Annotated in this window: 24 protein-coding genes, 2 tRNA genes and 1 pseudogene; 17 read left to right on the top strand and 10 right to left on the bottom strand. The window is 73.3% G+C overall.

Going from position 1 to position 25,954, the window contains the following annotated elements; genetic code table 11:
* Nucleotides 1-408: 408 nt before the first annotated feature.
* The 4 genes from HIR71_RS13465 to HIR71_RS16980 all read right to left on the bottom strand — a co-directional run bounded on the left by HIR71_RS13465 (nucleotide 409) and on the right by HIR71_RS16980 (nucleotide 5,687).
* The gene (locus HIR71_RS13465; protein ID WP_169325575.1) at nucleotides 409-3,018 is read right to left on the bottom strand and encodes a DEAD/DEAH box helicase; all 2,610 of its coding nucleotides are present in this window, start codon (nucleotides 3,016-3,018) and stop codon (nucleotides 409-411) included.
* A gap of 4 nt (nucleotides 3,019-3,022) precedes the next feature.
* On the bottom strand, nucleotides 3,023-4,903 hold the full coding sequence (locus HIR71_RS13460) for a glycoside hydrolase family 15 protein (protein WP_169325574.1): 1,881 nt from the start codon (nucleotides 4,901-4,903) through the stop codon (nucleotides 3,023-3,025).
* 190 nt (nucleotides 4,904-5,093) lie between these two features.
* The gene (locus HIR71_RS13455) at nucleotides 5,094-5,354 is read right to left on the bottom strand and encodes a hypothetical protein (RefSeq protein ID WP_169325573.1); all 261 of its coding nucleotides are present in this window, start codon (nucleotides 5,352-5,354) and stop codon (nucleotides 5,094-5,096) included.
* 54 nt (nucleotides 5,355-5,408) lie between these two features.
* On the bottom strand, nucleotides 5,409-5,687 hold the full coding sequence (locus HIR71_RS16980) for a hypothetical protein (protein WP_311836280.1): 279 nt from the start codon (nucleotides 5,685-5,687) through the stop codon (nucleotides 5,409-5,411).
* Here HIR71_RS16980 and HIR71_RS16975 point away from each other — a divergent pair.
* The 3 genes and pseudogenes from HIR71_RS16975 to HIR71_RS16495 form a co-directional block, all read left to right on the top strand.
* The gene (locus HIR71_RS16975) at nucleotides 5,674-6,093 is read left to right on the top strand and encodes a LuxR C-terminal-related transcriptional regulator (protein WP_311836279.1); all 420 of its coding nucleotides are present in this window, start codon (nucleotides 5,674-5,676) and stop codon (nucleotides 6,091-6,093) included. The two genes, HIR71_RS16980 and HIR71_RS16975, sit on opposite strands and share 14 nt — an antisense overlap.
* A 96-nt stretch (nucleotides 6,094-6,189) precedes the next feature.
* A complete protein-coding gene (locus tag HIR71_RS13440) occupies nucleotides 6,190-7,179 on the top strand; it encodes an LLM class flavin-dependent oxidoreductase (RefSeq protein WP_169325571.1) in 990 nt (329 codons plus the stop codon).
* A 162-nt stretch (nucleotides 7,180-7,341) separates the two neighbouring features.
* Nucleotides 7,342-7,581: pseudogene (locus HIR71_RS16495) on the top strand (polyphosphate kinase 2); the annotation flags it as partial.
* A gap of 241 nt (nucleotides 7,582-7,822) precedes the next feature.
* Here HIR71_RS16495 and HIR71_RS13430 read toward each other — a convergent pair.
* On the bottom strand, nucleotides 7,823-8,737 hold the full coding sequence (locus tag HIR71_RS13430) for a 3-methyladenine DNA glycosylase (RefSeq protein ID WP_396031701.1): 915 nt from the start codon (nucleotides 8,735-8,737) through the stop codon (nucleotides 7,823-7,825).
* An 84-nt stretch (nucleotides 8,738-8,821) separates the two neighbouring features.
* Here HIR71_RS13430 and HIR71_RS13425 point away from each other — a divergent pair, with 84 nt between their 5' ends.
* From HIR71_RS13425 to HIR71_RS13405, 5 genes are all read left to right on the top strand, one after another.
* A complete protein-coding gene (locus HIR71_RS13425) occupies nucleotides 8,822-9,640 on the top strand; it encodes a maleylpyruvate isomerase family mycothiol-dependent enzyme (RefSeq protein ID WP_169325570.1) in 819 nt (272 codons plus the stop codon).
* Between the two features lie 140 nt (nucleotides 9,641-9,780).
* Entirely contained in the window at nucleotides 9,781-10,548 is a 768-nt protein-coding gene (locus HIR71_RS13420) for a methyltransferase domain-containing protein (protein WP_169325582.1), read from the top strand.
* 32 nt (nucleotides 10,549-10,580) lie between these two features.
* Nucleotides 10,581-11,363, top strand: a complete 783-nt coding sequence (locus HIR71_RS13415) for a fumarylacetoacetate hydrolase family protein (RefSeq protein ID WP_169325569.1) — start codon at nucleotides 10,581-10,583, stop codon at nucleotides 11,361-11,363.
* Between the two features lie 54 nt (nucleotides 11,364-11,417).
* On the top strand, nucleotides 11,418-12,959 hold the full coding sequence (gene gltX, locus HIR71_RS13410) for a glutamate--tRNA ligase (RefSeq protein WP_169325568.1): 1,542 nt from the start codon (nucleotides 11,418-11,420) through the stop codon (nucleotides 12,957-12,959).
* On the top strand, nucleotides 12,956-13,741 hold the full coding sequence (locus HIR71_RS13405) for an HAD family hydrolase (RefSeq protein WP_311836278.1): 786 nt from the start codon (nucleotides 12,956-12,958) through the stop codon (nucleotides 13,739-13,741). The genes gltX and HIR71_RS13405 overlap by 4 nt, the downstream gene beginning before the upstream one ends.
* Before the next feature lie 40 nt (nucleotides 13,742-13,781).
* On the opposite strand, the gene HIR71_RS13400 is transcribed toward HIR71_RS13405, so the two are convergent.
* Nucleotides 13,782-14,534, bottom strand: coding sequence for a class I SAM-dependent methyltransferase (locus HIR71_RS13400; RefSeq protein WP_169325567.1), 753 nt, complete (start codon nucleotides 14,532-14,534; stop codon nucleotides 13,782-13,784).
* A gap of 203 nt (nucleotides 14,535-14,737) precedes the next feature.
* On the opposite strand from HIR71_RS13400, the gene HIR71_RS13395 reads away from it, so the two are divergent.
* Both HIR71_RS13395 and HIR71_RS13390 read left to right on the top strand, forming a co-directional pair.
* Nucleotides 14,738-14,809, top strand: a tRNA-Gln gene (locus tag HIR71_RS13395).
* An 84-nt stretch (nucleotides 14,810-14,893) separates the two neighbouring features.
* Nucleotides 14,894-14,966: transfer RNA gene (locus HIR71_RS13390), tRNA-Glu, on the top strand.
* A 107-nt stretch (nucleotides 14,967-15,073) separates the two neighbouring features.
* On the opposite strand, the gene HIR71_RS13385 is transcribed toward HIR71_RS13390, so the two are convergent.
* Nucleotides 15,074-15,793 (bottom strand): IclR family transcriptional regulator, encoded by a 720-nt coding sequence (locus tag HIR71_RS13385; protein WP_169325566.1) that lies wholly within the window; start codon nucleotides 15,791-15,793, stop codon nucleotides 15,074-15,076.
* Between the two features lie 100 nt (nucleotides 15,794-15,893).
* Between HIR71_RS13385 and leuC the strand changes: the two genes are divergently transcribed.
* From leuC to HIR71_RS13360, 5 genes are all read left to right on the top strand, one after another.
* Nucleotides 15,894-17,339: a 3-isopropylmalate dehydratase large subunit gene (gene leuC / locus HIR71_RS13380; RefSeq protein WP_169325565.1), complete on the top strand. Its 1,446-nt coding sequence runs from the start codon at nucleotides 15,894-15,896 to the stop codon at nucleotides 17,337-17,339.
* A gap of 23 nt (nucleotides 17,340-17,362) precedes the next feature.
* Entirely contained in the window at nucleotides 17,363-18,001 is a 639-nt protein-coding gene (leuD, locus tag HIR71_RS13375) for a 3-isopropylmalate dehydratase small subunit (RefSeq protein ID WP_169325564.1), read from the top strand.
* A gap of 142 nt (nucleotides 18,002-18,143) precedes the next feature.
* A complete protein-coding gene (gene murA, locus HIR71_RS13370; RefSeq protein WP_169325563.1) occupies nucleotides 18,144-19,460 on the top strand; it encodes a UDP-N-acetylglucosamine 1-carboxyvinyltransferase in 1,317 nt (438 codons plus the stop codon).
* A gap of 47 nt (nucleotides 19,461-19,507) precedes the next feature.
* On the top strand, nucleotides 19,508-20,308 hold the full coding sequence (locus HIR71_RS13365) for a lysophospholipid acyltransferase family protein (protein WP_169325562.1): 801 nt from the start codon (nucleotides 19,508-19,510) through the stop codon (nucleotides 20,306-20,308).
* Nucleotides 20,309-20,313: 5 nt separating this feature from the next.
* Nucleotides 20,314-21,312: an NAD(P)H-dependent glycerol-3-phosphate dehydrogenase gene (locus HIR71_RS13360; RefSeq protein ID WP_169325580.1), complete on the top strand. Its 999-nt coding sequence runs from the start codon at nucleotides 20,314-20,316 to the stop codon at nucleotides 21,310-21,312.
* Nucleotides 21,313-21,346: 34 nt separating this feature from the next.
* Here the strand turns inward: HIR71_RS13360 and HIR71_RS13355 are convergent, their stop codons facing one another.
* Nucleotides 21,347-22,528 (bottom strand): trans-sulfuration enzyme family protein, encoded by a 1,182-nt coding sequence (locus tag HIR71_RS13355; protein ID WP_311836277.1) that lies wholly within the window; start codon nucleotides 22,526-22,528, stop codon nucleotides 21,347-21,349.
* A 98-nt stretch (nucleotides 22,529-22,626) separates the two neighbouring features.
* Here HIR71_RS13355 and HIR71_RS13350 point away from each other — a divergent pair, with 98 nt between their 5' ends.
* Nucleotides 22,627-23,784: a D-alanine--D-alanine ligase family protein gene (locus HIR71_RS13350; protein ID WP_169325561.1), complete on the top strand. Its 1,158-nt coding sequence runs from the start codon at nucleotides 22,627-22,629 to the stop codon at nucleotides 23,782-23,784.
* A 9-nt stretch (nucleotides 23,785-23,793) separates the two neighbouring features.
* On the opposite strand, the gene HIR71_RS13345 is transcribed toward HIR71_RS13350, so the two are convergent.
* Entirely contained in the window at nucleotides 23,794-24,303 is a 510-nt protein-coding gene (locus HIR71_RS13345; RefSeq protein WP_311836276.1) for a DUF3515 family protein, read from the bottom strand.
* Nucleotides 24,304-24,373: 70 nt separating this feature from the next.
* Here HIR71_RS13345 and HIR71_RS13340 point away from each other — a divergent pair, with 70 nt between their 5' ends.
* Nucleotides 24,374-25,378, top strand: a complete 1,005-nt coding sequence (locus HIR71_RS13340; protein WP_169325560.1) for a thiamine-phosphate kinase — start codon at nucleotides 24,374-24,376, stop codon at nucleotides 25,376-25,378.
* 23 nt (nucleotides 25,379-25,401) lie between these two features.
* Here the strand turns inward: HIR71_RS13340 and HIR71_RS13335 are convergent, their stop codons facing one another.
* Nucleotides 25,402-25,926, bottom strand: coding sequence for a GNAT family N-acetyltransferase (locus tag HIR71_RS13335; RefSeq protein WP_169325559.1), 525 nt, complete (start codon nucleotides 25,924-25,926; stop codon nucleotides 25,402-25,404).
* Nucleotides 25,927-25,954: the final 28 nt, after the last annotated feature.

Here is a 25,954-nt window from a genome sequence, read left to right as displayed (position 1 = left end):
AGGAGACCGGCGCCACCCACTGGACCGCGCCCACCGGCCACCGGTACCGGCGTCCGACCATCGCGGCGGACCCGAGCCACCCGTCCGTCCAGCCGACCGCCCCGCCCGCCACGGGGCCACCGAACCCAAGCACCCCGCCCACCCGAACAGGCTGGGACGAACCACCACCGTTCTGACCTCCATCGTTCTGACTGGTCCTCCATCGTTCTGACTGGTCAGCCCAGCCCGACCGGGGCACGGCAGCGCTCCGTCCCGACCGGAGCACATCAACGCTCCGTCCCGACCGGGATACGCCAGCGCGCCCGGTTGGACCTAGTCTGCGGCGACCGTGGCCATCGCCCTCAGCGACGGTCGAACTCACGAAACGGGCGACACCGTCGAACGACTAACCCCTCTGTCCGCGCGCTCTTACAGCGGCCCGACCGCCGTCACACGCAGCACGACGTCGCCCGCCGCGTCGCTCACCGCGAGGTCCACCACGGCGTCGATGCGCCAGTCGTGGTCGCCCGCCGGGTCGTCGAGGAGCTGCCGGACCTCCCAGCGCGCGCCGTCGCCGTCGCGCCGCTCGGTGACGATCAGCAGCTGCGGCCCGCGGGCGTCCGGGCCGATGCCGATCGCGTCGTGGTCGTCGTAGTACGGGTCGAGCGCGGCGGCCCACGCGTCGGCGTCCCAGCCGTCGGCGCCGTCGAGCGCGCCGAGCGCCTGGTAGTCCTCGCGCGCCGCCAGCATGACCCGGCGGAACAGCGCGCTGCGGACGAGCGCACGGAACGCCCGGGCGTTGGTCGTGATCGGCTTCGCGACGTCCTCGGTGCCGGTGTCGACGCGTGCCCCGGCGCCGTCGTCGTCCAGGGGGTTGCGCAGCCGCTCCCACTCGTCGAGCAGGCTCGAGTCCGTGCGTCGCACGACCTCGCCCAGCCACTCGACGAGCTCCGCGAGCTCCTCGGTGCGGCTCTCCTCGGGGACGGTCTGGCGCAGCGCGCGGTACGCGTCCGCGAGGTACCGCAGCAGCACCCCCTCGGTCCGGTCGAGCGCGTAGTACGAGACGTACTCGGGGAACGTCATCGTGCGCTCGACCATGTCGCGGACCACCGACTTGGGCGAGAGCTCGAGGTCCGCGACCCAGGGGTTGGTCGTCCGGTACGTCGCGAAGGCAGCCTGGAGCAGCTCGGCGAGCGGCTGCGGGTAGGTCACGTCCTCGAGCGCCGCCATGCGCTCGTCGTAGTCGTAGCCCTCGGCCTTCATGGCGGCGACTGCCTCGCCACGCGCCTTGTTGGCCTGAGCAGCGAGCACCTGGCGCGGCTCGTCGAGGGTCGCCTCGATCACGGAGACGACGTCGAGCGCGTGCGTGGGGGACTCGACGTCGAGCAGGTCGAGGGCGGCGAACGCGAACGGCGACAGGGCCTGGTTGAGCGCGAAGTGGGGCGGCAGGTCGACGGTCAGGCGCACCGTGCTGCCGCGCCCACCGGCGCGCGGCACCCGCTCGACCACGCCGGCCGCGCGCAGCGAGCGGTACACGTTGACCGCCTGGCGGACGAGCCGACCCCGCGCCGACTCGGGCTCGTGGTTGTCGAGCAGCAGGTGCTTCATGGCCTCGACCGGGTCGCCCGGGCGGGCCAGCACGTTGAGCACCATCGCGTGCGAGACCGCGAAGCTCGGCGTCAGCGGCTCGGGCGGCGCGTCACGCAGCCGCTCGAACGTCTTGTCGGTCCAGTTGACGGCGCCCTCGGGGGCCTTCTTGCGGACGATCTTCTTGATCTTCTTCGGGTCGTCGCCCGCGCGCTCCAGCAGCTTGCGGTTCTCGATCACGTGCTCCGGGGCCAGCACGATCACCTCGCCCACGGTGTCGTAGCCCGCGCGCCCGGCACGCCCGGAGATCTGGTGGAACTCGCGCGCGGTCAGGTGGCGCATGCGGACGCCGTCGTACTTCACGAGGGAGGTGAGCACGACCGTGCGGATCGGCACGTTGATACCGACGCCCAGGGTGTCGGTGCCGCACACCACCTTGAGCAGGCCCTTCTGGGTGAGCCGCTCGACCACGCGCCGGTACTTGGGCAGCATCCCGGCGTGGTGCACGCCGATGCCGTGCCGCAGCAGCCGCGAGAGCGTCCTGCCGAAGCCCGGACCGAACCGGAAGTCGCCGAGCTCAGTCGCGATCTCGTCGCGCTGCTCGCGGCTCGCGACGTTCATGCTCATGAGAGCCTGCGCGCGCTCGACCGCCGCCGCCTGCGTGAAGTGCACGACGTAGACGGGGGCGCGTCGCGTCGTCACGAGCTCCTCGAGGAGCTCGTGCAGGGGTTCGACGGCGTAGGCGAACGTCAGCGGGACCGGTCGCTCGGTGTGGGTCACGACCGCGACGGGCCGCTCGGTCCGCCGCGTGAGGTCGTCGGCGAAGAACGTGACGTCGCCGAGCGTCGCCGACATGAGCAGGAACTGCGCGCGCGGCAGCTCCAGCAGCGGCACCTGCCAGGCCCAGCCGCGCTGCGGGTCGGCGTAGAAGTGGAACTCGTCCATCACGACCTGGCCGACGGCGTCGTCCCCCGGTACCACCGGGTCGTCGGGGTGGCCGGGCTGCTCCGCGACGCCGCCGCCCGTGCGCAGGGCGATGTTCGCGAGGATCTCGGCCGTGCAGCAGATGATCGGCGCGCCGGGGTTGACGGCCGAGTCCCCGGTCATCATGCCGACGTTGTCCGAGCCGAACGCCGCCACGAGCGCGAAGAACTTCTCGCTGACCAGCGCCTTGAGCGGCGCCGTGTAGTACGTGCGCCGGCCCTGCGCGAGCGCGACGAAGTGCGCGGCCATCGCGACGAGCGACTTCCCCGAGCCGGTCGGCGTCGACAGGATGACGTGCGAGCCGGTCACGAGCTCGAGGAGGGCCTCCTGCTGGGCCGGGTAGAGAGCGAGCCCCTGGTCCTGCGCCCACGCGGTGAACGCCTCGTACAGCGAGTCCGGGTCGCGCTGCGCCGGCATCCGCTCGGTGAGCGTGAGCGGGCGGTCGGTGAGGGTGGCCACGGGACCCATGGTCTCAGTCCGGCGCCCACCTCCCGCGCGTGGGGCCGAGGGCGTCCGCGGCACGGATGAGGCCGAGGTGGCTGAATGCCTGCGGGAAGTTCCCGGCGAGCCGGCCCGTCGCGGGGTCGTACTCCTCGCTCAGCAGCCCCAGCTCGCCCGCGTAGCCGACTAGCTGGTCCATGAGCCGTTGCGCGTCGTCCACCCGGCCGCTCCGCGCGTACTGCTCGACCAGCCAGAAGCTGCAGATGAGGAACGGGTACTCGTCGCCCTCGAGGCCGTCCAGGCCCGCGGCCGTCCGGTACCGGTGCACCAGGCCGCTCTCGCCCTGCAGGTCGCGCTCGATGCGCGCGACGGTCCCCAGCATTCGCGGGTCGTCGTACGCCAGGAACCCGGTGTGCGGCAGCTGCAGCAGGGACGCGTCGACCTCGTTGTTGTCGTACGTCTGGGTGAAGCTGTTGAGCTCGGGGTCGAACCCGCGCTCGTCGATCTCCGCGCGCATCCGGTCCCGCAGCTCGCGCCACCGCTCGACGGGCCCGTCCAGGCCGTGCTCCTCGACCGCGCGGACCCCCTGGTCGAACGCGGCCCAGATCATCGCCCGTCCGTGGGTGAACCAGTGCAGCTCGCCCCGCATCTCCCAGATGCCGTGGTCCTTGCGGTCGAGGTTCGCCTCGCAGAACCGCAGCAGGCTCTTCTGCAGCCCCCAGGTGTACTCGTCCTCGGCGACGCCGGCGTCGCGGAGCTTGCCGAGCGCGATCATGACCTCGCCGACGACGTCGGCCTGGTACTGCCCGGCGGCACCGTTGCCGATCCGCACCGGTCGCGAGCCCTCGTAGCCCGCGAGATGGTCCAGCTCGAGCTCGGTGAGGTCCCGCTCGCCGGCCAGCCCGTACATGATCCGGACGTCGTCCGCGTCGCCCGCGACGGCCCGCAGGAGCCAGTCGCGCCACAGGCGGGCACCCTCCGTCAGCCCGTGGTCGATCGCGACCTCGATGGTCAGCGCCGCGTCCCGGAGCCAGGTGTACCGGTAGTCCCAGTTCCGGCTGCCGCCGAACTCCTCCGGGAGAGACGCCGTGGCGGCCGCGACGATGCCGCCCGTCTCGCTGTGGGTGAGCGCGCGCAGGACGAGCAGCGAGCGCAGCACGATCGGGTCGTGATCCGTGTGGACCGTGAGCCGCGCGGCCCAGCCGGTCCAGAACTCGACCGCCTGCGCGAGCGCCCGGTCGGGTTCGGCCGCCGCGGGCGGGTCCTCGTAGGACGGGAACCAGGTGAGGTCCCAGTCGAGCCGGTCGCCGGCCGCGAGCGCGAACGTCCCGACCAGCCGAGGCGCCCGCGCGCCCTCCTCGTCCGAGTCGACAGGGACGTCGCTGCCAGGCCGCGCCGCCCGTGCCGGCTCGGCGACGTCGTCGTCGTCGGCCTCGAACCAGCTCAGCAGCGGTCCGCTGATGAGCAGACCGTCGGGGCCCGCGAGCGAGAGCAGCGCCGGCGGGTCGCGGTCGACGAGGCGACGGGTCCACGGGGTCGCACGCGCGTAGCTGAACCGCAGGCGCAGGTCGTGCTCGACCTCGACCGTGCCGTCCAGGCACTCCACCCGCCGGACCAGGTCGGCGCGGTTCGTGCTCGGTGGCAGGAAGTCCGTGACCCGCACGGTCCCGGTCGGCGTGCGCCAGGTCGTCTCGAGCACGAACGTCTGCGGCAGGTACCGGCGCTCGACGACCTCGCCGCCGACGGCCGAGAGCTTCCACCGCCCGTCGTCGGCGTCACCGAGGAGGGCGGAGAACACCGCAGGCGAGTCGAACCGCGGCAGGCACAACCAGTCGATGCTGCCGTCGCGCGAGACGAGCGGACCGGTGTGCAGGTCCGACAGCAGGGCGTAGTCCTCCAGCGGGGTGCTCATCGGTCCCTGTATACGCACCGCAGCCGTCGGCCGCACCCGCGCGCGCCGGGGGAGCGTGGGCGCTGCTGCGAGCAGGGGCGGTCGAGCTGCGGCACACGGAGGTCGACGAGCGACGCCGGGGGCGCTGCGGGTCTTCCGACCGAGGCATGGGCGTGGCACGGCCTGACCAGCGCCGATGCGGCGCGGTGCCTCAGGAGACCGGGGCGCCGGCGCCGGCGCTCGGGTCCAGCCCGGACAGGCGCACCAGTCCCAAGCCATCGACGGGAACGCTCGCGTAGAGGGTGAAGGTGCGATCGCCGCGGTTCTCCTCTGCCCATCGGTGTGCTTCGTGGACATCCGACGCGGTCAGCTCGAACTCGGTCGAGCTCGAGCCGTCCCAGAAGTACACGCGATACCGGGGCTCGGCAACCTCCCAGGTCTGATCGCGTGGGTCGACCGGCATCACGTCCATGCCGCCTTTGTACCGTGCTGAGCGGCAGGTTCGAGGTGGTACCGCGACCTGCCATCAGGCGAGCGTCTGCTCGATCTCCTGGACACTCGCGGAACACGTCACGGTCGCCTGCGCGCCGTTCACCAGCGACAGCTGGGGCGGCACATGACCGAAGTCGACGTCGGCCACGACCGGGATCCCGAGGCCGCCGAGCGCGTCGAGCACGGCGTCGTGCTGCGTGAGCGTCGGGTTGCCCGGGGCGCTGGTGCGGCCGATCAGGACGGCGGTCGGCGAGGCCGCGGACGGGGAGGCGGGGCTCGAGCTGGTCAGGCGGGAGCGCGTGATCGTCCTCACGACCTTCGACACGGACGAGATGGCGCTGACGGCCCTCCGGCACGGCGCCGCCGGCTTCCTGCTCAAGGACTCGCCGCCCGCGGACCTGGTCGACGCGGTGCACCGCGTCGGGGCGGGGCGGCCGATCCTCTCGCCCAGCGTGACGGCGCAGCTCATCGCGGCCGTCGCGGCGCCGGGAGACGACGGACGCCGGGCCCGCGCGCAGGCGGTGCTCGACCGGCTCACCGATCGCGAGCGCGAGGTCGCGCTCGCGATCGGGCGCGGGCTGTCCAACGCGGACATCGCGCGGGAGCTGTACCTGGGGGTCGCGACGGTCAAGACCCACGTCGGGCATCTGTTCACCAAGCTGGATGTGGTCAACCGGGTGCAGATCGCGCGCACAGTGCATGACGCCGACGTGGGCTGAGGGGCTCTGCGTGCGAGGTCGGACGGGCGCCGACCGGTGAGCTCGGGGAGTCGACGTAGGGTCGCAGGAGCTCCACGACCCGAAAGGCCGGTACCCATGCGCATCCCGCTGTCCATCCTCGACCTCGCCCCGATCGGTCCGGGCCAGACCGCGGGCGACAGCATCGCCGCGAGCGTCGAGCTCGCGCGGCGCGCGGAGGAGCACGGGTACGAGCGCGTCTGGTACGCCGAGCACCACAACATGCCGGGCATCGCGTCGTCGGCGACGAGCGTCCTGATCGCGCACGTCGCCGCGCACACCCGCACCATCCGGCTCGGCGCGGGCGGGGTCATGCTGCCGAACCACGCGCCGCTCACGATCGCGGAGCAGTTCGGCACGCTCGACGCGATCCACCCCGGGCGGATCGACCTGGGCCTGGGCCGCGCGCCGGGCTCCGACCAGGCCACCATGTACGCGCTCCGACGGGACCCTCGGTCCGCCGAAAGCTTTCCGCAGGACGTGCTCGAGCTGCAGGCCTACCTCGCGGGCGAGTCGCGCGTCCCGGGGGTCGACGCTGTCCCCGGGAAGGGGGCTCGCGTGCCGCTCTACATCCTCGGGTCCTCGCTGTTCGGGGCCAGGCTCGCCGCGGCGCTCGGGCTGCCCTACGCGTTCGCGTCCCACTTCGCGCCGCAGGCGCTCGAGGCCGCGGTCGCGGCGTACCGCAGCGAGTTCCAACCGTCCGAGCAGCTCGACCGTCCACACGTCATCGCGGGGGTCAACGTGATCGCGGCCGACACGGTGGAGGAGGCGGGGGAGCAGCTCGAGGGCATCCGCCGCATCCGCGCCGTCGGGCTGTTCGGGCGCGGCCGTGACCTCGACGAGGCGCAGGTCGAGGCGCTGCTGGCCTCCCCGGCCGGCCAGCAGGTCGACCAGATGCTCGCGTACTCCGCGGTCGGCACCCGGGACGACGTCCGCGACTACGTCACGCGGTTCTTCGGGCACGCCGACGCCGACGAGCTGATCGTCGCCCACCAGGCGCCCACGGCTGCCGGCCGGCTCCGCTCCGTCACGCTGCTGGCCGAGGCGATGGAGAGCGCCGCCGCATAGCACGGGCGCGCCGTCGGGCCCGGCGCTAGCGTCCCGTCCCAAGGGAAGAAGAAGCGGGCCGACGCGGGCAGGCGTGGTCCCAACATCCCGCACGGCGTGTACGAGGCGGAGCTCGTCAAGGTCCAGCAGTGGACGCGCCGCGTCGCGCGGATCGCGGCCTTGTCCGGCGTCGAGCGCGTCATGGGCTTCTGCACCCCGCAGGAGTACACGCGGTTCATGCGCCAGACCCCGATCTTCGAGCAGATGCTGATCGAGGACGGGATCCTGCTGCGCAAGTACTGGTGCTCGGTGTCCGACGCCGAGCAGCTGCGGCGGTTCAGGTCACGGCTCGGCGACCCGGTGCGGCAGTGGAAGCTGAGCCCGATGGGCCTCGAGTCGATCCACCGCTGGGAGGACTGCTCCACTCTCGACCATCCCGTACGAGGACGTGCCACGGGGGAAGGTCGAGCTGCCCGAACGGCGACCCGGAGAAGGACCTCTGGCTCAGATCCGCACGCGGCGCGGGTTGCTCACGCTCGTGTACAGGCTCACGTCGAGCTCGTCGGTCGTCTGCTGGTCGTCGCTGGTGGTCGTGTCCATGTCTGCCCCCTGGTGGTTGTCGATGCACCTTATCGTGGTTCGCAAACATGGCCGGCGCGTGACGTCAAGGATGAACTTCTGACGACGTGAGGGCGGCGCAGACCGTCAGCAGCCGCGTGCGCAGCCCAGCAGCACGCTCGGCGAACCCGCGTTGGCGCGCGACGTACTCGGCCTTGCCCGCCGAGGTCTCGATCGCCACCGCCGGCTCGCCCAGCGAGGACACGTCGTAGGGCGACGCCTGCATGTCGAGCGTCCGGATCTCGCGCGCCAGCTCGACGCAGTCGAGCAGCAGGTCGCCCGGCACGGCGGGTCCCAGCTTGAGGGCCCACTTCGTGAGATCCATGTTCGCGTGCAGGCAGCCCGGCTGCTCGTGCGCGACCTGGCTCTCCCGCGTCAGCGGCACGCGGTTGCGTCCCACGGCGTCGAGCGTGAAGAAGCGGAACGCGTCGAAGTGGCTGCACCGCAGCCGGTGGGCCTCGACGACGGCGTCCGTCCCCGCGCGCCCGGGGCGCAGCGGCAGGCTGTGGCGGCGACGGGCGTCGTCCTGGCGGTAGACCATCGCCCACTCGTGGAGACCCAGGCAGCCCGTCTGCGCGGAGCGCGAGGCCGTCGCCGCGAGCAGGGCGGCGACGTAGCGCACCGTGTCACCGCGGTCGGCGAGGAACGCGGTGACGTCGAGCCCGACGCCGTCGGCGGCCGTGCGGTACCAGCGCCACGCGGCGTGCGTCGCGAGGTCGTCGCGCGAGCCCGCGAGGACGACGCCGCCGCCGGGGTGCCAGCGCCGCAGCAGGCCCGGCTTGACGCCGTAGTAGTCGTACAGGAAGTCGTCGATCGGGTGCGCGACGTCGGCGCTGCGGCGCTCGCGGTGCCCTGCGGTCATCGAGTCGGCGCGGGCTGCGTGGGCGACCGACAACGGGAGCCACCGCTCGGCGGACAGCACGACGACCCCGGCGCGCACGCCGGTCCCGGCACCTGTCATGCGCCCAGCGTAGGTCGCGTCGTAGGGTCGGTCGGCGGGAGGGGGGCCGGCACGACGGACGGTCCTCGAGGGCGGGAGTGGTCGATGAGCAGCCAGCAGGGTCCGGTCCCGACGTCGGTCGACCCGTCGCGGGCGCGAGCAGGGCAGGCCGTGACGGGGGCGCCGGGCCCGACGGCGGGCGAGCTCGTCGCCGCGATCGCGCGCAGCGAGCAGCAGCTCGGGGGAGCGATGGAACCGCTCACGGATGCTCAGGTCGCCGCGCCCTCGGCTCTCCCCGGCTGGACCCGGGGCCACGTGCTGGCGCACCTCGTGGGGGTGGGCGCGGCGCTCGCGCGCCAGATCGAGCACGCGCTGCGCGACGAGCTCGTCGACCTCTACGACGGCGGCCAGCCGGCGCGCGACGCGGCGGTCGATGCGGGCGCCGGGCTCCCCGCGCGTGAGCACGTGCGGGCGGTGCGCCGGACCGTCGAGCGGATCGACGGTGTGCTCGGACGGCTCGCGCCCCAGGACTGGGTCCGACGGGTGCGGTTCCGCGACGCTGACGTCAGGGACGTGGCGCTCGCGTGGTGGCGTGAGTGCTCGATCCACGCCGTGGACCTCGAGCTGGGGGTCGGCAGTGAGGACTGGAGCCGCGCGCTGTGCGACCACCTCACGGTGTTCCTCGCCGAGCGCGTGCCGGTCGGCACCCGGCTCGTGCTCGACGCCGACGACGAGGCCTGGGTGCGCGAGCTCGGGTCCGGGCGGCCGACCGTCGTGCGGGGCAGGCGGGCCGACCTGGTCGCGTGGCTCGCGGGACGCGAGCTACAGGGCCGCGTCGAGGCCGCCGAGCACGGCGAGCTGCCCGTGCTCGGCCCGTGGCCGGCAGGGATCCCGCGACCCAACGAGCACCCGGACGCGCCCTGAACGGCCGCGACACGGTCACGCCAGAACGTCCCGTGATACGAGACAGTAAGGTCCAAGACTTGAAACCCGGAGCCCCGACCCTGCCTACTGGACGCGTGAGCAGCCTCGATCAGTACACGCACGGGCATCAGGAGAGCGTCATGCGGTCGCACCGTTGGCGCACCGCGGAGAACTCCGCGGGGTACCTGCTGCCCGCCCTCGTCCCCGGTCAGCGCCTGCTCGACGTCGGGTGCGGCCCGGGCACCATCACGGTCGACCTCGCCGCGCGGATCACCCCGGGCGAGGTGGTCGGGCTCGACCGGTCGGAGAAGGTCATCCGGATGGCGCGCGAGACGGCGGAGGCCGCCGGCGTCACGAACACCACGTTCGAGGTCGGCGACGTCTACGCCCTGCCCTACGGGGACGCGACCTTCGACGTCACGCACGCGCACCAGGTGCTCCAGCACCTGACGGACCCCGTCGCGGCCCTGCGCGAGCTCAAGCGCGTGACGAAGCCCGGCGGCCTCGTGGCCGTGCGCGACGCCGACTACGCCGCGATGACCTGGTACCCGCCGTCGGAGGGCCTCGACGAGTGGCGCGAGCTCTACCACGAGGTCACGACCGCGAACGGCGCCGAGGCCGACGCGGGCCGCCGCCTGCTGTCCTGGGTGCGCGACGCCGGGTACGACCCCGCGGGGATCGTCCCGAGCGCGGGCGTCTGGTGCTACGCCACGCCCGAGGACCGCACGTGGTGGGCGGACCTGTGGGCCGAGCGCTCGACGTCGTCCAACTTCGCCGCCCAGGCGATGGCGCACAAGCTGGCCGACGACGTCGCGCTCGAGCACCTGGCCGACGCCTGGCGGACGTGGGGCCAGAACGAGGACGGCTGGTTCGCGGTGCTGCACGGCGAGGTGCTGGCGCGCGTCTGACGGACGGTGGCGACGCCTCTAGGGTTGTCGGCATGCGCATCGCCAGGTTCACGACCGGGGACGACCCTCGCTACGCCCTCGTCGACGGCGAGGAGGGGGCCGAGGAGCTCGTCGTCCTCACCGGCGACCCGATCTACACCCCCGTCCAGCCGACGGGGGAGCGGATCCCGCTCACGGACGCCGTCCGGCTGCTCGCGCCCGTGATCCCCCGGTCGAAGATCGTCGCCGTCGGACGGAACTACGCCGCGCACGCCGCCGAGATGGGCAACGAGGTCCCGGTCTCGCCGGTGCTGTTCTTCAAGCCCAACACCTCGGTCATCGGGCCGGACGACCTCATCGTGCTGCCTCCGTGGTCCGAGGAGATCCACCACGAGGCGGAGCTCGCGGTCGTGATCGGCAAGGTCACCCGCAACGTGTCGCCCGAGCACGCGCTCGAGCGGGTGTTCGGCTTCACGGCCGCGAACGACGTGACGGCCCGCGACGTGCAGCGTGCGGAGGACCAGTGGGCGCGCGCCAAGGGGTTCGACACCTCGTGCCCGATCGGCCCCTGGATCGTCACCGACCTCGACACGGACGACCTCGGGATCCGGGCGCGCGTCAACGGCGAGACGCGGCAGGACGCGCGGACGTCGGCACTGATCTTCGACATCCCCTTCCTCGTCTCGTACATCTCCGAGGCGTTCACGCTGCTGCCCGGCGACGTGATCCTCACCGGGACTCCGGCCGGCGTCGGCCCGATCGTGGACCGGGACGTCGTCGAGGTCGAGATCGAGGACATCGGCGTGCTGCGCAACCCGGTCGTGCGGCGGGACTGAGCCGGTCCTGGGGCGGCCGCAGCCCGGCCGGCCCGCCTCACTAGGCTGGGGCGCGTGACCGACACCGCGCTCTCGTCCTCCGACAGCACCTCGACCGACGCCGCCGTCCCCGCCGTGCGGGTCAGGTTCTGCCCCTCGCCGACCGGGACGCCGCACGTGGGGCTGATCCGGACGGCGCTGTTCAACTGGGCGTACGCGCGGCACGTCGGCGGGACGTTCGTGTTCCGGATCGAGGACACCGACGCGGCCCGCGACAGCCAGGAGAGCTACCTCCAGCTGCTCGACGCGCTGCGCTGGCTGGGCCTCGACTGGGACGAGGGCGTCGAGGTCGGGGGCCCGCACGAGCCGTACCGGCAGTCCGAGCGCATGGACCTGTACCGCGACGTCGTCGCCCGGCTGGTCGAGGGCGGCTACGCGTACGAGTCGTTCTCCAGCCCGGAGGAGATCGAGGCCCGGCACCGTGCCGCCGGCCGTGACCCGAAGCGCGGGTACGACGGCCACGACCGCGACCTCACCGACGCGCAGAAGGCGGCGTTCCGCGCCGAGGGCCGCGAGCCGGTGCTGCGGCTGCGCATGCCCGACGACGACGTGTCGTTCACGGACCTCGTGCGGGGCGAGGTCACCTTCAAGGCGGGTTCCGTTCCCGACTACGCGATCGTTCGGGCCAACGGCCAGCCGCTGTACACGCTGGTCAACCCGATCGACGACGCGCTCATGGGCATCACGCACGTGCTGCGCGGCGAGGACCTGCTCTCGTCGACCCCGCGGCAGGTGGCGCTCTACCGCGCACTGCTCGAGCTGGGGATCGCCGAGGTGATGCCGCAGTTCGGGCACCTGCCGTACGTGATGGGGGAGGGCAACAAGAAGCTCTCGAAGCGGGACCCGGAGTCGAACCTCTTCCTGCACCGCGAGCGCGGGTTCCTGCCCGAGGGGCTGCTCAACTACCTGGCCCTGCTCGGCTGGGGGATCGGGCCCGATCGCGACATCTTCTCGGTCGACGAGCTCGTGGCGGCGTTCGACATCGTCGACGTCAACCCGAATCCCGCGCGGTTCGACCTCAAGAAGGCGGAGGCCATCAACGCCGCCCACGTGCGGCTGCTCGCGCCCGAGGACTTCCGGAACCGGCTCGTGCCGTACCTCCACGCGGCGGGCCTCGTCGCGGCCGACTCGTACGCCGACCTGCGTCCGGAGCACCGGGCTCTGCTGGACGCGGGCGCGCCCCTGGTGCAGGAGCGGATGACGCTGCTGGGCGAGGCGCCCGGGATGCTGGGCTTCCTCTTCGTGGCCGACGACGCCGTCACGCTCGAGCCCGAGGCGGTCGGGGCGCTGCGGGACGAGGCCGGCGCCGTGCTCGACGCCGCGCTGGCGGCGCTCGATCGGATCTCGGCCGCGGACTTCACGGCGGAGCCGGTCCAGGAGGCGCTCAAGGAGGCGATCGTCGAGGGCCTGGGCATCAAGCCGCGGTTCGCGTTCGCGCCTCTGCGGACGGCCGTCAGCGGCCGGCGTGTCTCGCCCCCGCTGTTCGAGTCCATGGAGATCCTCGGCAAGGAGAGCTCGCTCACGCGGGTGCGGGCGCTGCGGGCGACGCTGCGGTGACCGGGACGGTGGCCGCGGGCGGCGCCGTCGTGCCCCGGGTCGACGGCCTGGTCGACGGCGTGCTGTTCGACATCGACGACACGCTCGTGGACACGCGGGCGGCGTTCGCCGCGGCGCTGGCCGCCACCTGCGCGACGTACCTGCCGCACCTGACGGTCGACCAGCACGCCGAGGTGCTGGCGCACTGGCGCGCGGACCCGACGGGCTACTACCGGAGCTACACGAGCGGGGCGCTCGGGTACCGCGCGCAACGGATGGCACGCGCGGCCGAGCTCCAGGAGGTCTTCGGCGGTGCGCCGCTGGACGCCGACGGCTTCGCGGTCTGGGACGAGGTCTTCGAGGCGGGCTTCCGCGACGCCTGGGCGGCGCACGACGACGCCGCGCAGGTGGTCAAGGACCTGCTGGCCGCCGGCGTGGCGGTGGGCGCTCTGTCGAACGCCTCGGTGGCGTACCAGTCGCTCAAGCTCGAGCGCGTGGGGCTCGCCGGGTCGGTCCCGATGCTCGTGGGGGTCGACACGCTCGGCTTCGGCAAGCCCGACGCCCGGGTCTTCGCCGAGGCGTGCCGCCGGCTCGGGACCGAGCCCGCGCGCACGGCCTACGTCGGCGACGAGCTGGACTTCGACGCGCGTGCGGCGCGCGCGGCCGGGCTCGTCGGGGTCTGGCTCGACCGTCCGGGTGCGCGCCGCCACGCGGTCGACGACGCCGAGGTGGCCGAGGTGGCGGCGGCCGGCGTGGTCGTCGTGCACGGGCTCGACGAGCTGCGCGCCGCGCTCGGGGTCTGAGCGCGGCGCGACCGGCGGGCTGCCCGGCCCGGCGGTCGGCTCAGCGCAGGTCGGCGCGCCAGCACTCCGTCCGGTACGGCACCTCGATCTCCGCGCGTCCCGCGAGGTCGGGGTGCGTGCGCGTGAGCTCGTCGACGTCGTCGAGCAGGCGGTCGCGGTCGGCCGGAGGCAGCGTGAGGGTGTGGCTGCGCGACGCGGCGAGTGTCCGCAGGTCGGCAGCCGGGATGCGGTGGACCCAGGGGACGGTGGTGTGCTCGAGCGGCCCGAACCGCCCGTCGAGCACCGGCTCGCCATGGAGCGGGTCGAGCGAGTCGCCGCGGTGGATGATCCGCGTGAACTCCTCGACCCAGGGCACCCGGTGGTCGCGGACGTTCCAGACCACGCCGAGCCGGCCGCCGGGCCGCAGGACCCGCTCGATCTCGGGCAGGGTTCGGCCGACGTCGAACCAGTGCCACGCCTGCGCGACCACGACCGCGTCGACCGCGTCCCCCGTCAACGGGATCGCCTCGGCGCTCCCCGCGAGCGCATGCACCCCGGGGACGGCAGCGACGAGCTCGGACCGCATCCCGTCGTCGGGCTCGACGGCGGTCACGTCGAACCCCAGCTCGACGAGCCGCTCGGTCAGCTTGCCGGTGCCGGCGGCCAGGTCGAGGACCCGCCGGGCCGTGCTGGGGACCAGCCACCGGGCCGCGTCGGCGGGGTAGGTCGGGCGTGAGCGCCGGTAGGCGTCTGCCCCTCGACCGAACGACCGGGCTCGGGCTGCGGACGGCTCGGAAGGGTCGGGCGTGCTCATGGTCCGACGGTGCCATGACGGGTGACGGCTGTCGAACGCGCCGTCTACCGTACGGACCGTGGTGGCGTTCGGTGGGGTTCGAAGACGTGCGGGTTTGGACCCACCCGATCTGCTCGGGTAGAGTTCATGGCCGGTACGGACCACGGGTTCGGACGTACGGGCCTCCAGCTCCGGACGGACTAAACCCGAGGAATGTACCCCCATGGGGTATGGTGTAATTGGCAACACATCGGTTTCTGGTACCGACATTCTAGGTTCGAGTCCTGGTACCCCAGCGTGAACCCCTCCGGACATCCGGTAGGGTGCTCACTCGGTAGTCGATCGGGACCGATGCCATCGGTCTTGATGGAGCTGCGAAGGCCCCCGTTGTGTAGCGGCCTAGCACGCCGCCCTCTCACGGCGGTAGCGCCGGTTCGAATCCGGTCGGGGGTACGCAAGGCGAAGGCCCGGTCACCATGGTGACCGGGCCTTCGTCGTCCGCGAGGTGGAGTCGCCCGGGCGAGCGACGGCTCACCGCAACGACACGTCACTCGAACATGTCATTCGCCCGAACGGCGCAGGACCTCGGTGAGCCGGTTGGCGGCCGCGACGACGGCGCCGGCGTGCAGGCGGCCCGGCTGGCGGCTGAGGCGCTCGACGGGGCCCGAGATCGAGACCGCCGCGACGATCCGGCCCGACGGCCCGCGCACGGGTGCCGAGACCGAGGCGACCCCCGCCTCGCGCTCGGAGACCGACTGGGCCCAGCCGCGGCGTCGGACACCGGAGAGGATGGTCGCGGTGAACCGCGCGCCCTGGAGGCCGCGGTGGAGCCGGTCCGGCTCCTCCCAGGCCAGGAGGATCTGCGCCGCCGACCCGGCCTGCATCGACAGCGTCGCGCCGACCGGGATGGAGTCGCGCAGCCCGATGGGCCGCTCGGCGGCCGCGACGCAGATGCGCTGGTCGCCCTGCCGCCGGAACAGCTGCGCGCTCTCGCCGGTGTGGTCGCGCAGCGCGGCGAGCACGGGCCCGGCCGCGGCGAGCAGGCGGTCCTCGCCGGCCGCGGTCGAGAGCTCGCCCAGCCGCGGTCCGAGCACGAACCGGCCCTGCATGTCCCGCGCCACGAGACGGTGGTGCTCGAGCGCGACCGCGAGCCGGTGCGCCGTCGGGCGCGCGAGATGGGTGGCCGCGACGAGCTGGGCGAGGGTCGCAGGGCCGGCCTCGAGGGCGCTGAGGACGGATGCGGCCTTGTCCAGCACGCCGACTCCGCTAGAGTTGTCCATAGACCGATACTGACGTCTCGAAGGCTGAGACGCAAGTACCAGCCCGTGAGGCGCCCCCGGACACTCGTCCGGAGGTGAGGACCCGAGAGGACGCAGAGACATGGCCGGCACGCTGGCGGAGAAGGTCTGGGACGCGCACGTCGTGCGCCGCGGGAGCAACGGAGCTCCCGACCTGCTGTACATCGACCTCCACCTCGTCCACGAGGTGACGAGCCCGCAGGCGTTCGAGGGGCTCCGCCTCACGGACCGCACCGTGCGGCGTCCGGACCTGACGATCGCGACCGAGGACCACAACACCCCGACCGTCGACATCGACAAGCCGATCGCCGATCTCACCAGCCGGACGCAGATCCAGACGCTCCGCACCAACGCGGCCGAGTTCGGCATCCGCCTGCACTCCCTCGGCGACGCCGACCAGGGCATCGTGCACGTCGTCGGCCCGCAGCTGGGGCTGACGATGCCGGGGCTCACCGTGGTCTGCGGCGACTCGCACACGTCGACGCACGGCGCGTTCGGGGCGCTCGCCTTCGGCATCGGGACGAGCGAGGTCGAGCACGTCCTCGCGACGCAGACGCTGCCCCTCAACCCGTTCAAGACGATGGCGATCACGGTGGACGGGACCCTGCGTCCAGGGACCACCGCCAAGGACATCATCCTCGCCGTCATCGCCAGGATCGGGACCGGGGGCGGCCAGGGCTACGTGCTCGAGTACCGGGGCGAGGCGATCCGTGCGCTGTCGATGGAAGCGCGCATGACGATCTGCAACATGTCGATCGAGGCCGGCGCGCGTGCCGGGATGATCGCGCCCGACGAGACGACGTTCGAGTACCTCAAGGGTCGCCCGCACGCGCCCGAGGGCGCGGCCTGGGACGAGGCCGTCGCCTACTGGAGCACGCTCAAGAGCGACGACGACGCGGTCTTCGACGCCGAGGTCGTGCTCGACGCCGCCGACCTCGAGCCCTTCGTGACGTGGGGCACGAACCCCGGGCAGGGGCTGCCGCTGTCGGCGCGCGTGCCCGTGCCGGCCGAGATCGCGGACGAGGCCGAGCGCGCGACCGCCGAGCGTGCGCTCGAGTACATGGCCCTCACGCCCGGGATGCCGCTGCGCGACATCGCGGTCGACACGGTCTTCATCGGTTCCTGTACCAACGGCCGCATCGAGGACCTGCGTGCGGTCGCCGACGTCGTCAAGGGCAAGCACAAGGCCGAGTCGCTGCGCGTCCTGGTGGTGCCCGGCTCGGCGCGCGTCCGCCTCCAGGCCGAGGCCGAGGGGCTCGACAGGATCTTCCTCGACTTCGGCGCCGAGTGGCGCAACGCCGGCTGCTCGATGTGTCTCGGCATGAACCCCGACCAGCTGGCCCCGGGCGAGCGCAGCGCGTCGACGTCGAACCGGAACTTCGAGGGTCGGCAGGGCAAGGGCGGGCGCACGCACCTCGTCTCGCCGCTCGTGGCGGCCGCCACGGCCATCCGCGGGACGCTCTCGTCGGTCGCCGACCTCGCCGACGACGGTGCCGACGCGCCCGCCCCCGACCTCCTGCCTGCCTGACCGAGAAGATCGCGAGAGCCACCATGGAGAAGTTCACGACCCACACGGGCGTCGGGGTCCCGCTGCGCCGCAGCAACGTCGACACCGACCAGATCATCCCGGCGGTCTACCTCAAGCGCGTCACGCGCACGGGGTTCGAGGACGCGCTGTTCGCCGCCTGGCGCGGCGACCCGGAGTTCGTGCTCAACCAGCCGGCGTACGCGAACGGCTCGGTGCTGGTCGCCGGCCCGGACTTCGGCACGGGCTCGTCCCGGGAGCACGCCGTCTGGGCGCTCAAGGACTACGGCTTCAAGGCCGTCGTCTCGTCGCGGTTCGCCGACATCTTCCGCGGCAACTCGGGCAAGCAGGGCCTGCTCGCGGCCGTCGTCGCGCCCGAGGACATCGAGCTGATCTGGAAGGTCCTCGAGACCCGGCCCGGCACCGAGGTGACCGTCGACCTCGAGGCCCGCACCGTGACGTGCGACGACGTCGTGGCCCGGTTCGAGGTCGACGACTACACGCGGTGGCGCCTGATGGAGGGGCTCGACGACATCGGGCTGACGCTCCAGCACGCCGACGAGATCTCGGCGTACGAGGCCACGCGTGCCTCGTGGCGGCCACGCACCCTGCCTGCCAAGCACCTGCCGCCGGTCGAGGTCGCGGCCGCGCGCCCGGTGGGCTGACCCGCCGGAGTCCGGGGCAGGGCGCGTCGCGGTCGAGCAGGGCGCGTAGCCTTCGCTACGTCCAGGTCCGGTTCGGGACGACGTGACCAGCGCCACGGCGTGGGCGTCATGAGGGAGTCAGCCAGTGAGCGACGATGGACGTATGACCGACCTGCTCTACGTGAACGGTGGCACGCCCCTGTCGGGCGAGATCACGGTCCGCGGTGCCAAGAACTTCGTCTCCAAGGCCATGGTGGCGTCCCTGCTGGGTGACGGCCCGAGCGTCCTGCGCAACGTGCCGCAGATCCGGGACGTCGCGGTCGTGACCGGCCTGCTCGAGCTGCACGGCGTCGCCGTGGCGGCCGACGACGACGCGGGCACCCTCCACCTGGACCCGAGCAACGTCGAGTCCGCCCACGTCGCCGACATCGACGCGCACGCCGGCTCGAGCCGCATCCCGATCCTCTTCTGCGGCCCCCTCCTGCACCGTCTCGGCGAGGCCTTCATCCCCGACCTGGGTGGGTGCCGCATCGGCGACCGGCCGATCAACTACCACCTCGACATCCTGCGGCAGTTCGGGGCCGTCGTGGAGAAGCGCGCGCAGGGCATCCACATCCGTGCCCCGCGCCGGCTCCAGGGCACCAAGATCGCGCTGCCGTACCCCAGCGTCGGCGCGACCGAGCAGCTCCTCCTGACCGCGGTCCGCGCCGAGGGCATCACCGAGCTCGCGAACGCTGCGATCGAGCCCGAGATCATGGACCTCATCAACGTCCTGCAGAAGATGGGCGCGATCATCTCGGTCGACACCGACCGCGTGATCCGGATCGAGGGCGTCGACCGGCTCTCGGGCTTCCAGCACACGGCTCTCTCCGACCGCATCGAGGCCGCGTCGTGGGCGTCGGCGGCCCTCGCCACGGGCGGCGACATCTACGTGCGCGGCGCGACGCAGCCGGAGATGACGGCGTTCCTCAACACCTTCCGCAAGGTGGGCGGCGAGTTCGACGTCGACGACGCCGGGATCCGCTTCTACCACCCGGGCGGCGACCTCAGGTCGATCGTGCTCGAGACCGACGTGCACCCGGGGTTCATGACGGACTGGCAGCAGCCGCTCGTCGTCGCGCTCACGCAGGCCAAGGGCCTGTCGATCGTGCACGAGACCGTCTACGAGAACCGGTTCGGGTTCACCGACGCGCTCGTCGGCATGGGCGCGACGATCCAGGTCTACAAGGAGTGCCTGGGCGGACGCCCCTGCCGCTTCGGGCAGCGCAACTTCTTCCACTCCGCGGTCGTCTCGGGCCCGACGCCGCTCGCGGCCGCCGAGATCGAGGTGCCCGACCTGCGCGGCGGCTTCAGCCACCTCATCGCGGCGCTCGCCGCCAAGGGCACGTCCACCGTCAAGGGCATCGGCCTGATCGACCGCGGGTACGAGCACTTCACGGACAAGCTGACCGCGCTCGGGGCCGAGTTCAGCCGGAGCTGAGGGGACGGGCCGCGAGGGCGGCCGGGCGGCGGGTAGCATCGCTCACCGTGCCAGACCCCGCCCGCGCGAACCGCGCCTACCGCAACGTCGCCCGCGTGGTCCGTCCGCCGATGCTCGCCATGACCCGGCGGGACTGGCGCGGCGCCGAGAACTACCCGACCGACCGCGGGTTCATCGCCGCGGCGAACCACATGACGAACATCGACCCGATCACGTTCGCGCACTACCTCTACGACCACGGGATCGCCCCGCGGATCCTCGCGAAGTCGTCGCTCTTCACGGTTCCCGTGCTGGGGAAGATCCTCACCGCGACCGGGCAGATCCCCGTGCACCGGAACACGTCCGACGCCGGTCGGTCGCTCGACGCAGCGGTCGCCGCGCTCGAGGCGGGCGAGTGTGTGGCGGTCTTTCCCGAGGGGACGCTCACCCGGCAGCCCGACCTGTGGCCGATGGCAGGCAAGACCGGGGTCGCGCGACTCGCCCTGACGACCCGGGCTCCCGTGATCCCCGCCGCGCAGTGGGGCCCCCAGGACCTGCTCGGGCACTACGAGAAGCTGCTCAAGCCCTTCCCGCCCAAGCGCGTCACGATCGTCGCCGGCCCGCCGGTCGACCTCGACGACCTGTACGACCGTCCGCTCGACAACGCGACGTTGCGCGAGGCGACCGAGCGGGTGATGGCCGCGATCACGGTGCTGCTCGAGGAGATCCGCGGGGAGAAGGCGCCCGCGGAGCGGTTCGACATGCGCCGCGCGAAGGCGGCCGACAACGGCGCGTCGGTTGACCCGACCCAGCCTCCGTCGTCGGGCACGGCGCCCGGTGCGGCCCCCGGCGGGGAGCCGGCCCCGTGACCGCGCTGCGCGCCGCTGTGCTCGGCACGGGCGCGTGGGGCACCACGTTCGCGACGGTCCTGGCCGACGCCGGGTGCGACGTCGCGCTCTGGGGTCGCAGCGCCGCGGTGTGCGAGGAGATCGCGACGACGCACCGCAACGAGGCCTACCTCCCCGGGATCGACCTCCCCGCGACGATGACGGCCTCCACGGACCCCGCGACGGTGCTCGCGGGCGCCGACCTGGTCGCGATCGCGATCCCCTCGCAGAGCGTCCGGGCGACGCTCGCGCCGATGCGCCCGCTCGTCCCGGCCCACGCCGTCGCCGTCTCGCTCATGAAGGGCGTCGAGCTCAGCACCGACCAGCGGATGAGCCAGGTCGTCGCTGAGGTGCTGGGCCTGCCCGTCGACCGCGTCGCCGTCGTCTCCGGCCCCAACCTCGCGCGCGAGATCGCCGAGCGCCAGCCCACCGCGACCGTCGTGGCCTCGACGAGCCCCGAGACCGCGCAGCTGGTCGCGCGCGCGTGCGCCTCGGCGACGTTCCGGCCGTACACGAACGACGACGTCGTGGGCGTCGAGCTGTGCGGCGCGGTCAAGAACATCATCGCCGTCGCCGTCGGGATCGCGCAGGGCCGGGGCTTGCGCTACAACACGATGGCCACGATCATCACGCGCGGGCTCGTCGAGATCACGCGGCTCGGGCTCGCGCTCGGGGCCGACGCCGAGACGTTCCCCGGGCTCGCCGGTATGGGTGACCTCATGGCGACGTGCGCGTCGCCGGCGTCGCGCAACCACAGCCTCGGCGTACACCTCGGTCAGGGGATGACGCTCGACGAGGCGATCGCGGCGACCGGTGGCACGGCCGAGGGGGTCAAGACGTCCCGGTCGGTGCTCGAGCTGGCGCGGTCGGTCGGCGTGGAGATGCCGATCACCGAGGCGGTGGTCGCGGTGCTGCACGAGGGGCTGCCGGTCGACGAGCTCGCGCCGCTGCTGCTGGGCCGCCCGCACAAGGCCGAGCGGACCTGACCTGAGCTGACCAGATGCTGCCCGCGGAAGCGGGTCAGCGCCCGGGCAGCGCGGCGGCGGCCGAGAGCGCCTGCGACAGGTCCGACCACAGGTCCTCGACGTCCTCGATGCCGACGGACAGGCGCAGGAGGTCCTCGGGGACCGTCGCCGACTCGGTGGTGAACCGGCGCCGACGCTCGAGGCTCGACTCCACCCCTCCCAGGCTCGTCGCGGGCACCCACAGCCGGAGCGCCGAGACGACCGCGTCGGCGGCCGCGACGCCGCCCACGGGTCGCAGCCCGATGATCGAGCCGAACCCCGTCATGAGCCGCGCGGCGACCTTGTGGCCAGGGTCGTCGGGCAGGCTCGGGTGCCGCACCTGGGCGACCGCGGGGTGCGCCGCGAGCCGCCGGGCGAGCTCGACGGCGGTCTCCTGCGAGCGCCCCACCCGGAGGGCGAGCGTGCGCAGCCCGCGCAGGGCGAGCCAGACCTCCCACGGGCCCGCGATCGACCCGTGCAGCGTGCGGTAGGCGAGAAAGCGGGCGTGCAGCTCGGGGTCGTCCACGACGACGGCGCCGAGCACGACGTCCGAGTGCCCCGCGAGGTACTTCGTCACCGAGTGCACGACGACGTCGGCGCCCCACGCGAGCGGACGCTGGCCGAGCGGCGTGGCGAACGTGTTGTCGACCGCGACCGGGACGCCGACCGCGTGCGCCGCGTCGACGAGCGCGGGGAGGTCCGCGACCTCGAGCATGGGGTTGGTCGGGGACTCGACCCACAGCAGCGACGTGGGAGCCGCCCGCAGCGCCTCGACGACGGCGGCGGTGTCCGCGATGTCGACGCGCACCACCTCGACGCCGTTCCGCAGCGCCATGTCGTCCGCGAACCCGAGCGTCACCTGGTACGCGTGCCGCGGGACGACGAGACGTCCACCGGACGGGACGAGCGACAGCACCGCGGCGATCGCCGCCATGCCCGACCCGAACACCAGCGCGGGCTGCGCGGCACCCTCGAGATCGGCGAGCGCCCGCTCGAAGGGGACCCAGGTCTCGGTGCCGTTGCGGGCGTAGAGCAGCTCGCCGGGCCCGGGGGTGCCGGTCGAGACGTAGGTCGAGGACAGGACGACCGGCGGGTTGACCGGCCCGCCGGGCGTGCGGTCGGGCCGGCCGGCCGTGACCGCCACGGTCGCGGGGGAGAGGTCGTGGGGGCGGCCCTCGGGCCCGATGGGTGCACGCACCCTCGCAGGGTAGTCGCGGCCGAGCAGAGCCGGAGACGCGCGGCCGACCGCTGCCTCGCAGGCGGCGAGCGTCCGACCGGGCGGTAGGGTCGGGCGCGATGGAGACGATCCCCGCGCCCGGTCCTGCGTCCGAGCCCGAGCCCGCCGGCGTCCGACCGCGGGTCCTCCTGCTGTTCGGCGGCCGGTCGGGCGAGCACGCCATCAGCTGCGCGACTGCCGGTGGGGTGCTCCGCGCGATCGACCGGACGCGCTACGACGTCGTCCCGGTCGGCATCACGCCCCAGGGCCGGTGGGTACTCGTGTCCGACGACCCGGACTGCTGGTCGATCGTGGACGGCAGGCTCCCCGAGGTCGAGGACGGACCCCAGCAGGTGCTCCTGCCGCAGTCCGCCGAGGACCGAGAGCTCCAGGTGCTCGAGCCGGGCACGCTGCCTGCGGCGATCGGCGCGGTGGACGTCGTGTTCCCGCTGCTGCACGGACCGTTCGGCGAGGACGGGACGGTCCAGGGGCTGCTCGAGCTCGTCGACCTGCGGTACGTGGGTGCGGGCGTGCTGGCCTCCGCGGTCGGCATGGACAAGCACTTCATGAAGCTCGTGCTCGCGGGTCAGGGCCTGCCGATCGCGCCCTACACCGTGCTCCGGCCCGGCGACTTCGAGCGCAACCCCGACGCCTGGACGCAGACCGTCGCGAGCCTCGGCCTGCCGGTGTTCGTGAAGCCGGCTCGGGCCGGGTCGAGCCTCGGCATCACCAAGGTCGACGACCTCGCGGACCTGCCCGCCGCGCTCGACGAGGCACGACGCCACGACCCCAAGGTCGTCATCGAGGCTGGAGTGGTCGGTCGAGAGATCGAGTGCGCCGTGCTGGGCGGGGTCGACGGCGGCCGGCCGCGCGCGTCCCAGCCGGGCGAGATCGTGGTCACGGACAGCCGGCACGGCTTCTACGACTTCGAGGCCAAGTACCTCGACGAGGGCGGCGTCCGGCTGACGTGCCCGGCGGACCTGTCCGACGCCGTGTCCGAGGCGGTGCGCGACGTCGCGGTGCGCACCTTCGAGGCGGTCGGCTGCGAGGGGCTCGCCCGCGTGGACGTGTTCGTGACGGCCGACGGGGACGTCGTGGTCAACGAGATCAACACGATGCCGGGGTTCACGCCGTACTCGATGTACCCGCGGATGTGGGAGGCGTCGGGGCTCGCGTACCCGGACCTGATCGACGACCTGCTCCGGCTCGCGCTCGCGCGCCCGACCGGGCTCCGCTGAGGACGCGCCTCAGAGGCACTCCCGCACCTGCTCGGTCTCGGCCACCGCCGGGCCGAGGTCCACGAGGAACGACGCCGAGCGGCCCGCGGTGACCTCGGGCGGCACCACGACCTCGACCGCCGGTTCACGCCCGTAGGTCGTGAAGGTCCAGAGCGTGCCTCCCGACGCCGACGTCTGCGACGGGTCCTCGACCGCCACCCAGTCGACCCTCACGCCTGACGGGTCCGTCACCGTGACGCACGGGTCGGTCGTCGGCGGGAGCGGCTCGACGCCGCACCGCAGGGCGACCGGCGCCGAGGCATCACCCCAGGCCGCGGTGCCCTGGCTCGAGGTCTCGAGGCGAGGGAGGTCGGCGAGCTCCTGGGGCAGCGCCAGCACGACGCTCGCGCACACGGGGTCGGCGGCGTTCGGGGCCACCTCGACGTCGGCCGTGGACGCGCAGGCGCCCAGCGCGGCCATGGCGACGACGACGAGCGCGACGGCGCGCACGCGGGAGGAGAAGCTGGACGGTCGGGGCACCCTGTCACGGTAGCCCGGCCGCGGACCGGTCCGGTGCACGCCCGCAGCGGGGTCGGTAGCGTTGCGCCCCGTGACCCGACCCGACCCGACCCGTGCCGACCCGGCGCTCGTCGTGGGGGACCTGAGCGAGGAGGAGCTGCTCGCGCGGATCTTCCCCCTGCTGCCCGCCGGCTCGTCGACGCTGGTCGGCCCGGGCGACGACGCGGCGGTGGTCCAGGCGCCGGACGGCCGGGTCGTGATCTCCACGGACGTCCTGGTCGAGGGTCGGCACTTCCGGCGCGACTGGTCGAGCGGCGCGGACGTGGGCTGGCGTGCGGCCGTGCAGAACCTCGCGGACGTCGTCGCGATGGGCGCCCGCCCGACGGCGATGGTCGTCGCGCTCGTCGCGCCGCCCGACCTCCGGGTGGACTGGGTGACCGGGCTCGCGCGGGGTCTCGCGGAGGCCTGCGGACGGCACGACGTCGGGGTGGTCGGCGGTGACCTGTCAGGAGGCGACGCCGTCGTCGTGAGCGTGACCGTGCACGGCGACCTGGCCGGCCACGCGCCGGTGCTGCGCTCGGGTGCGCGCCCGGGCGACGTCGTCGGGCACGCCGGGGTGTGCGGCTGGTCCGCGGCCGGGCTCGCGCTCCTCGCGGCAGGAGCCGGGCACGTCTCACCGCCGCTGGTCGCCGCCTACCTGCGTCCGGACCCGCCGCTCGGTGCGGGCGGGGCCGCGGTGGACGCCGGGGCGACCTCGATGCTCGACGTGTCCGACGGGCTGCTGCGCGACGCGGGGCGTCTGGCTCGCGCGAGCGGCGTCGTGCTCGACCTGGACCGGGTCCCGGGCGCGTTCGGTGCCGACCTGGTGGCGTTGCGCGAGGCCGCCTCGGCCACGGGGATCACCGCCGAGGACTGGGTGCTCAGCGGCGGCGAGGACCACGGCCTGCTCGCGACGTTCCCGGCGGGTTCCGGGCTGCCGGCGCCCTTCCGGCCTGTCGGTCGCGTGCTCGCGGCCGGGGCGGACGGGCCGGGCGTGCTCGTGGGCGGAGCCGCACCGACGACGGCGTCACCCGGCTGGGACCACTTCGCACGCTGAGCGGCAGGCGCCCTGCGCGTCGGTCAGCTGCGCCGGTACCGGACCTCGAGGAGCGGAGCGCCCCCGCGCTCGTGCATGCGCTCGGTGCCGTCGGCGGCGAAGCCGTGGCGACGGTAGAAGTGCCGCGCGCGCTCGTTGGCGGCGAGGACCCACAGGGACACCGGGGCGCCGTCGGGCACCTCCGCGAGCACCGTCCGCATGAGCTCGCGCGCGACGCCCTTGCCCCACATCCCGGGGTCGAGGTAGATGGAGTAGATCTCCTGCTCGTTCCGGGCCGCGTCCTCGTCGCGTGCCGGACCGAGCGACGCGAAGCCGAGGGCCCGAGAACCCGCGGCAGCGACCCAGGTCCGGACGTCGTCCCGCGGGCCGGTGCGCAGCCGCTCGGCCCACCGGCCGGCGCGTTCGTCGACGTCGAGCGACGCGAGGTAGTCGGCGGCCACGATGCCGTCGTAGGCCTCGCGCCACGAGGCGACGTGGACGCGCGCGATCTCCGGCGCGTCGGAGACGTCGGCCGGCCGGATGGTCAGGTCCTCGAGCGTTTCCCCCATGGCGCACACCATGCCACCTGCGCTCGGC

It is taken from the genome of Cellulomonas fimi, from assembly GCF_012952065.1.
Taxonomy (GTDB): Bacteria; Actinomycetota; Actinomycetes; order Actinomycetales; family Cellulomonadaceae; genus Pengzhenrongella; species Pengzhenrongella fimi_A.
The sequence above is the reverse complement of the archived record's forward strand: the minus strand, read 5'-3'. Positions and strand labels throughout refer to the sequence as shown.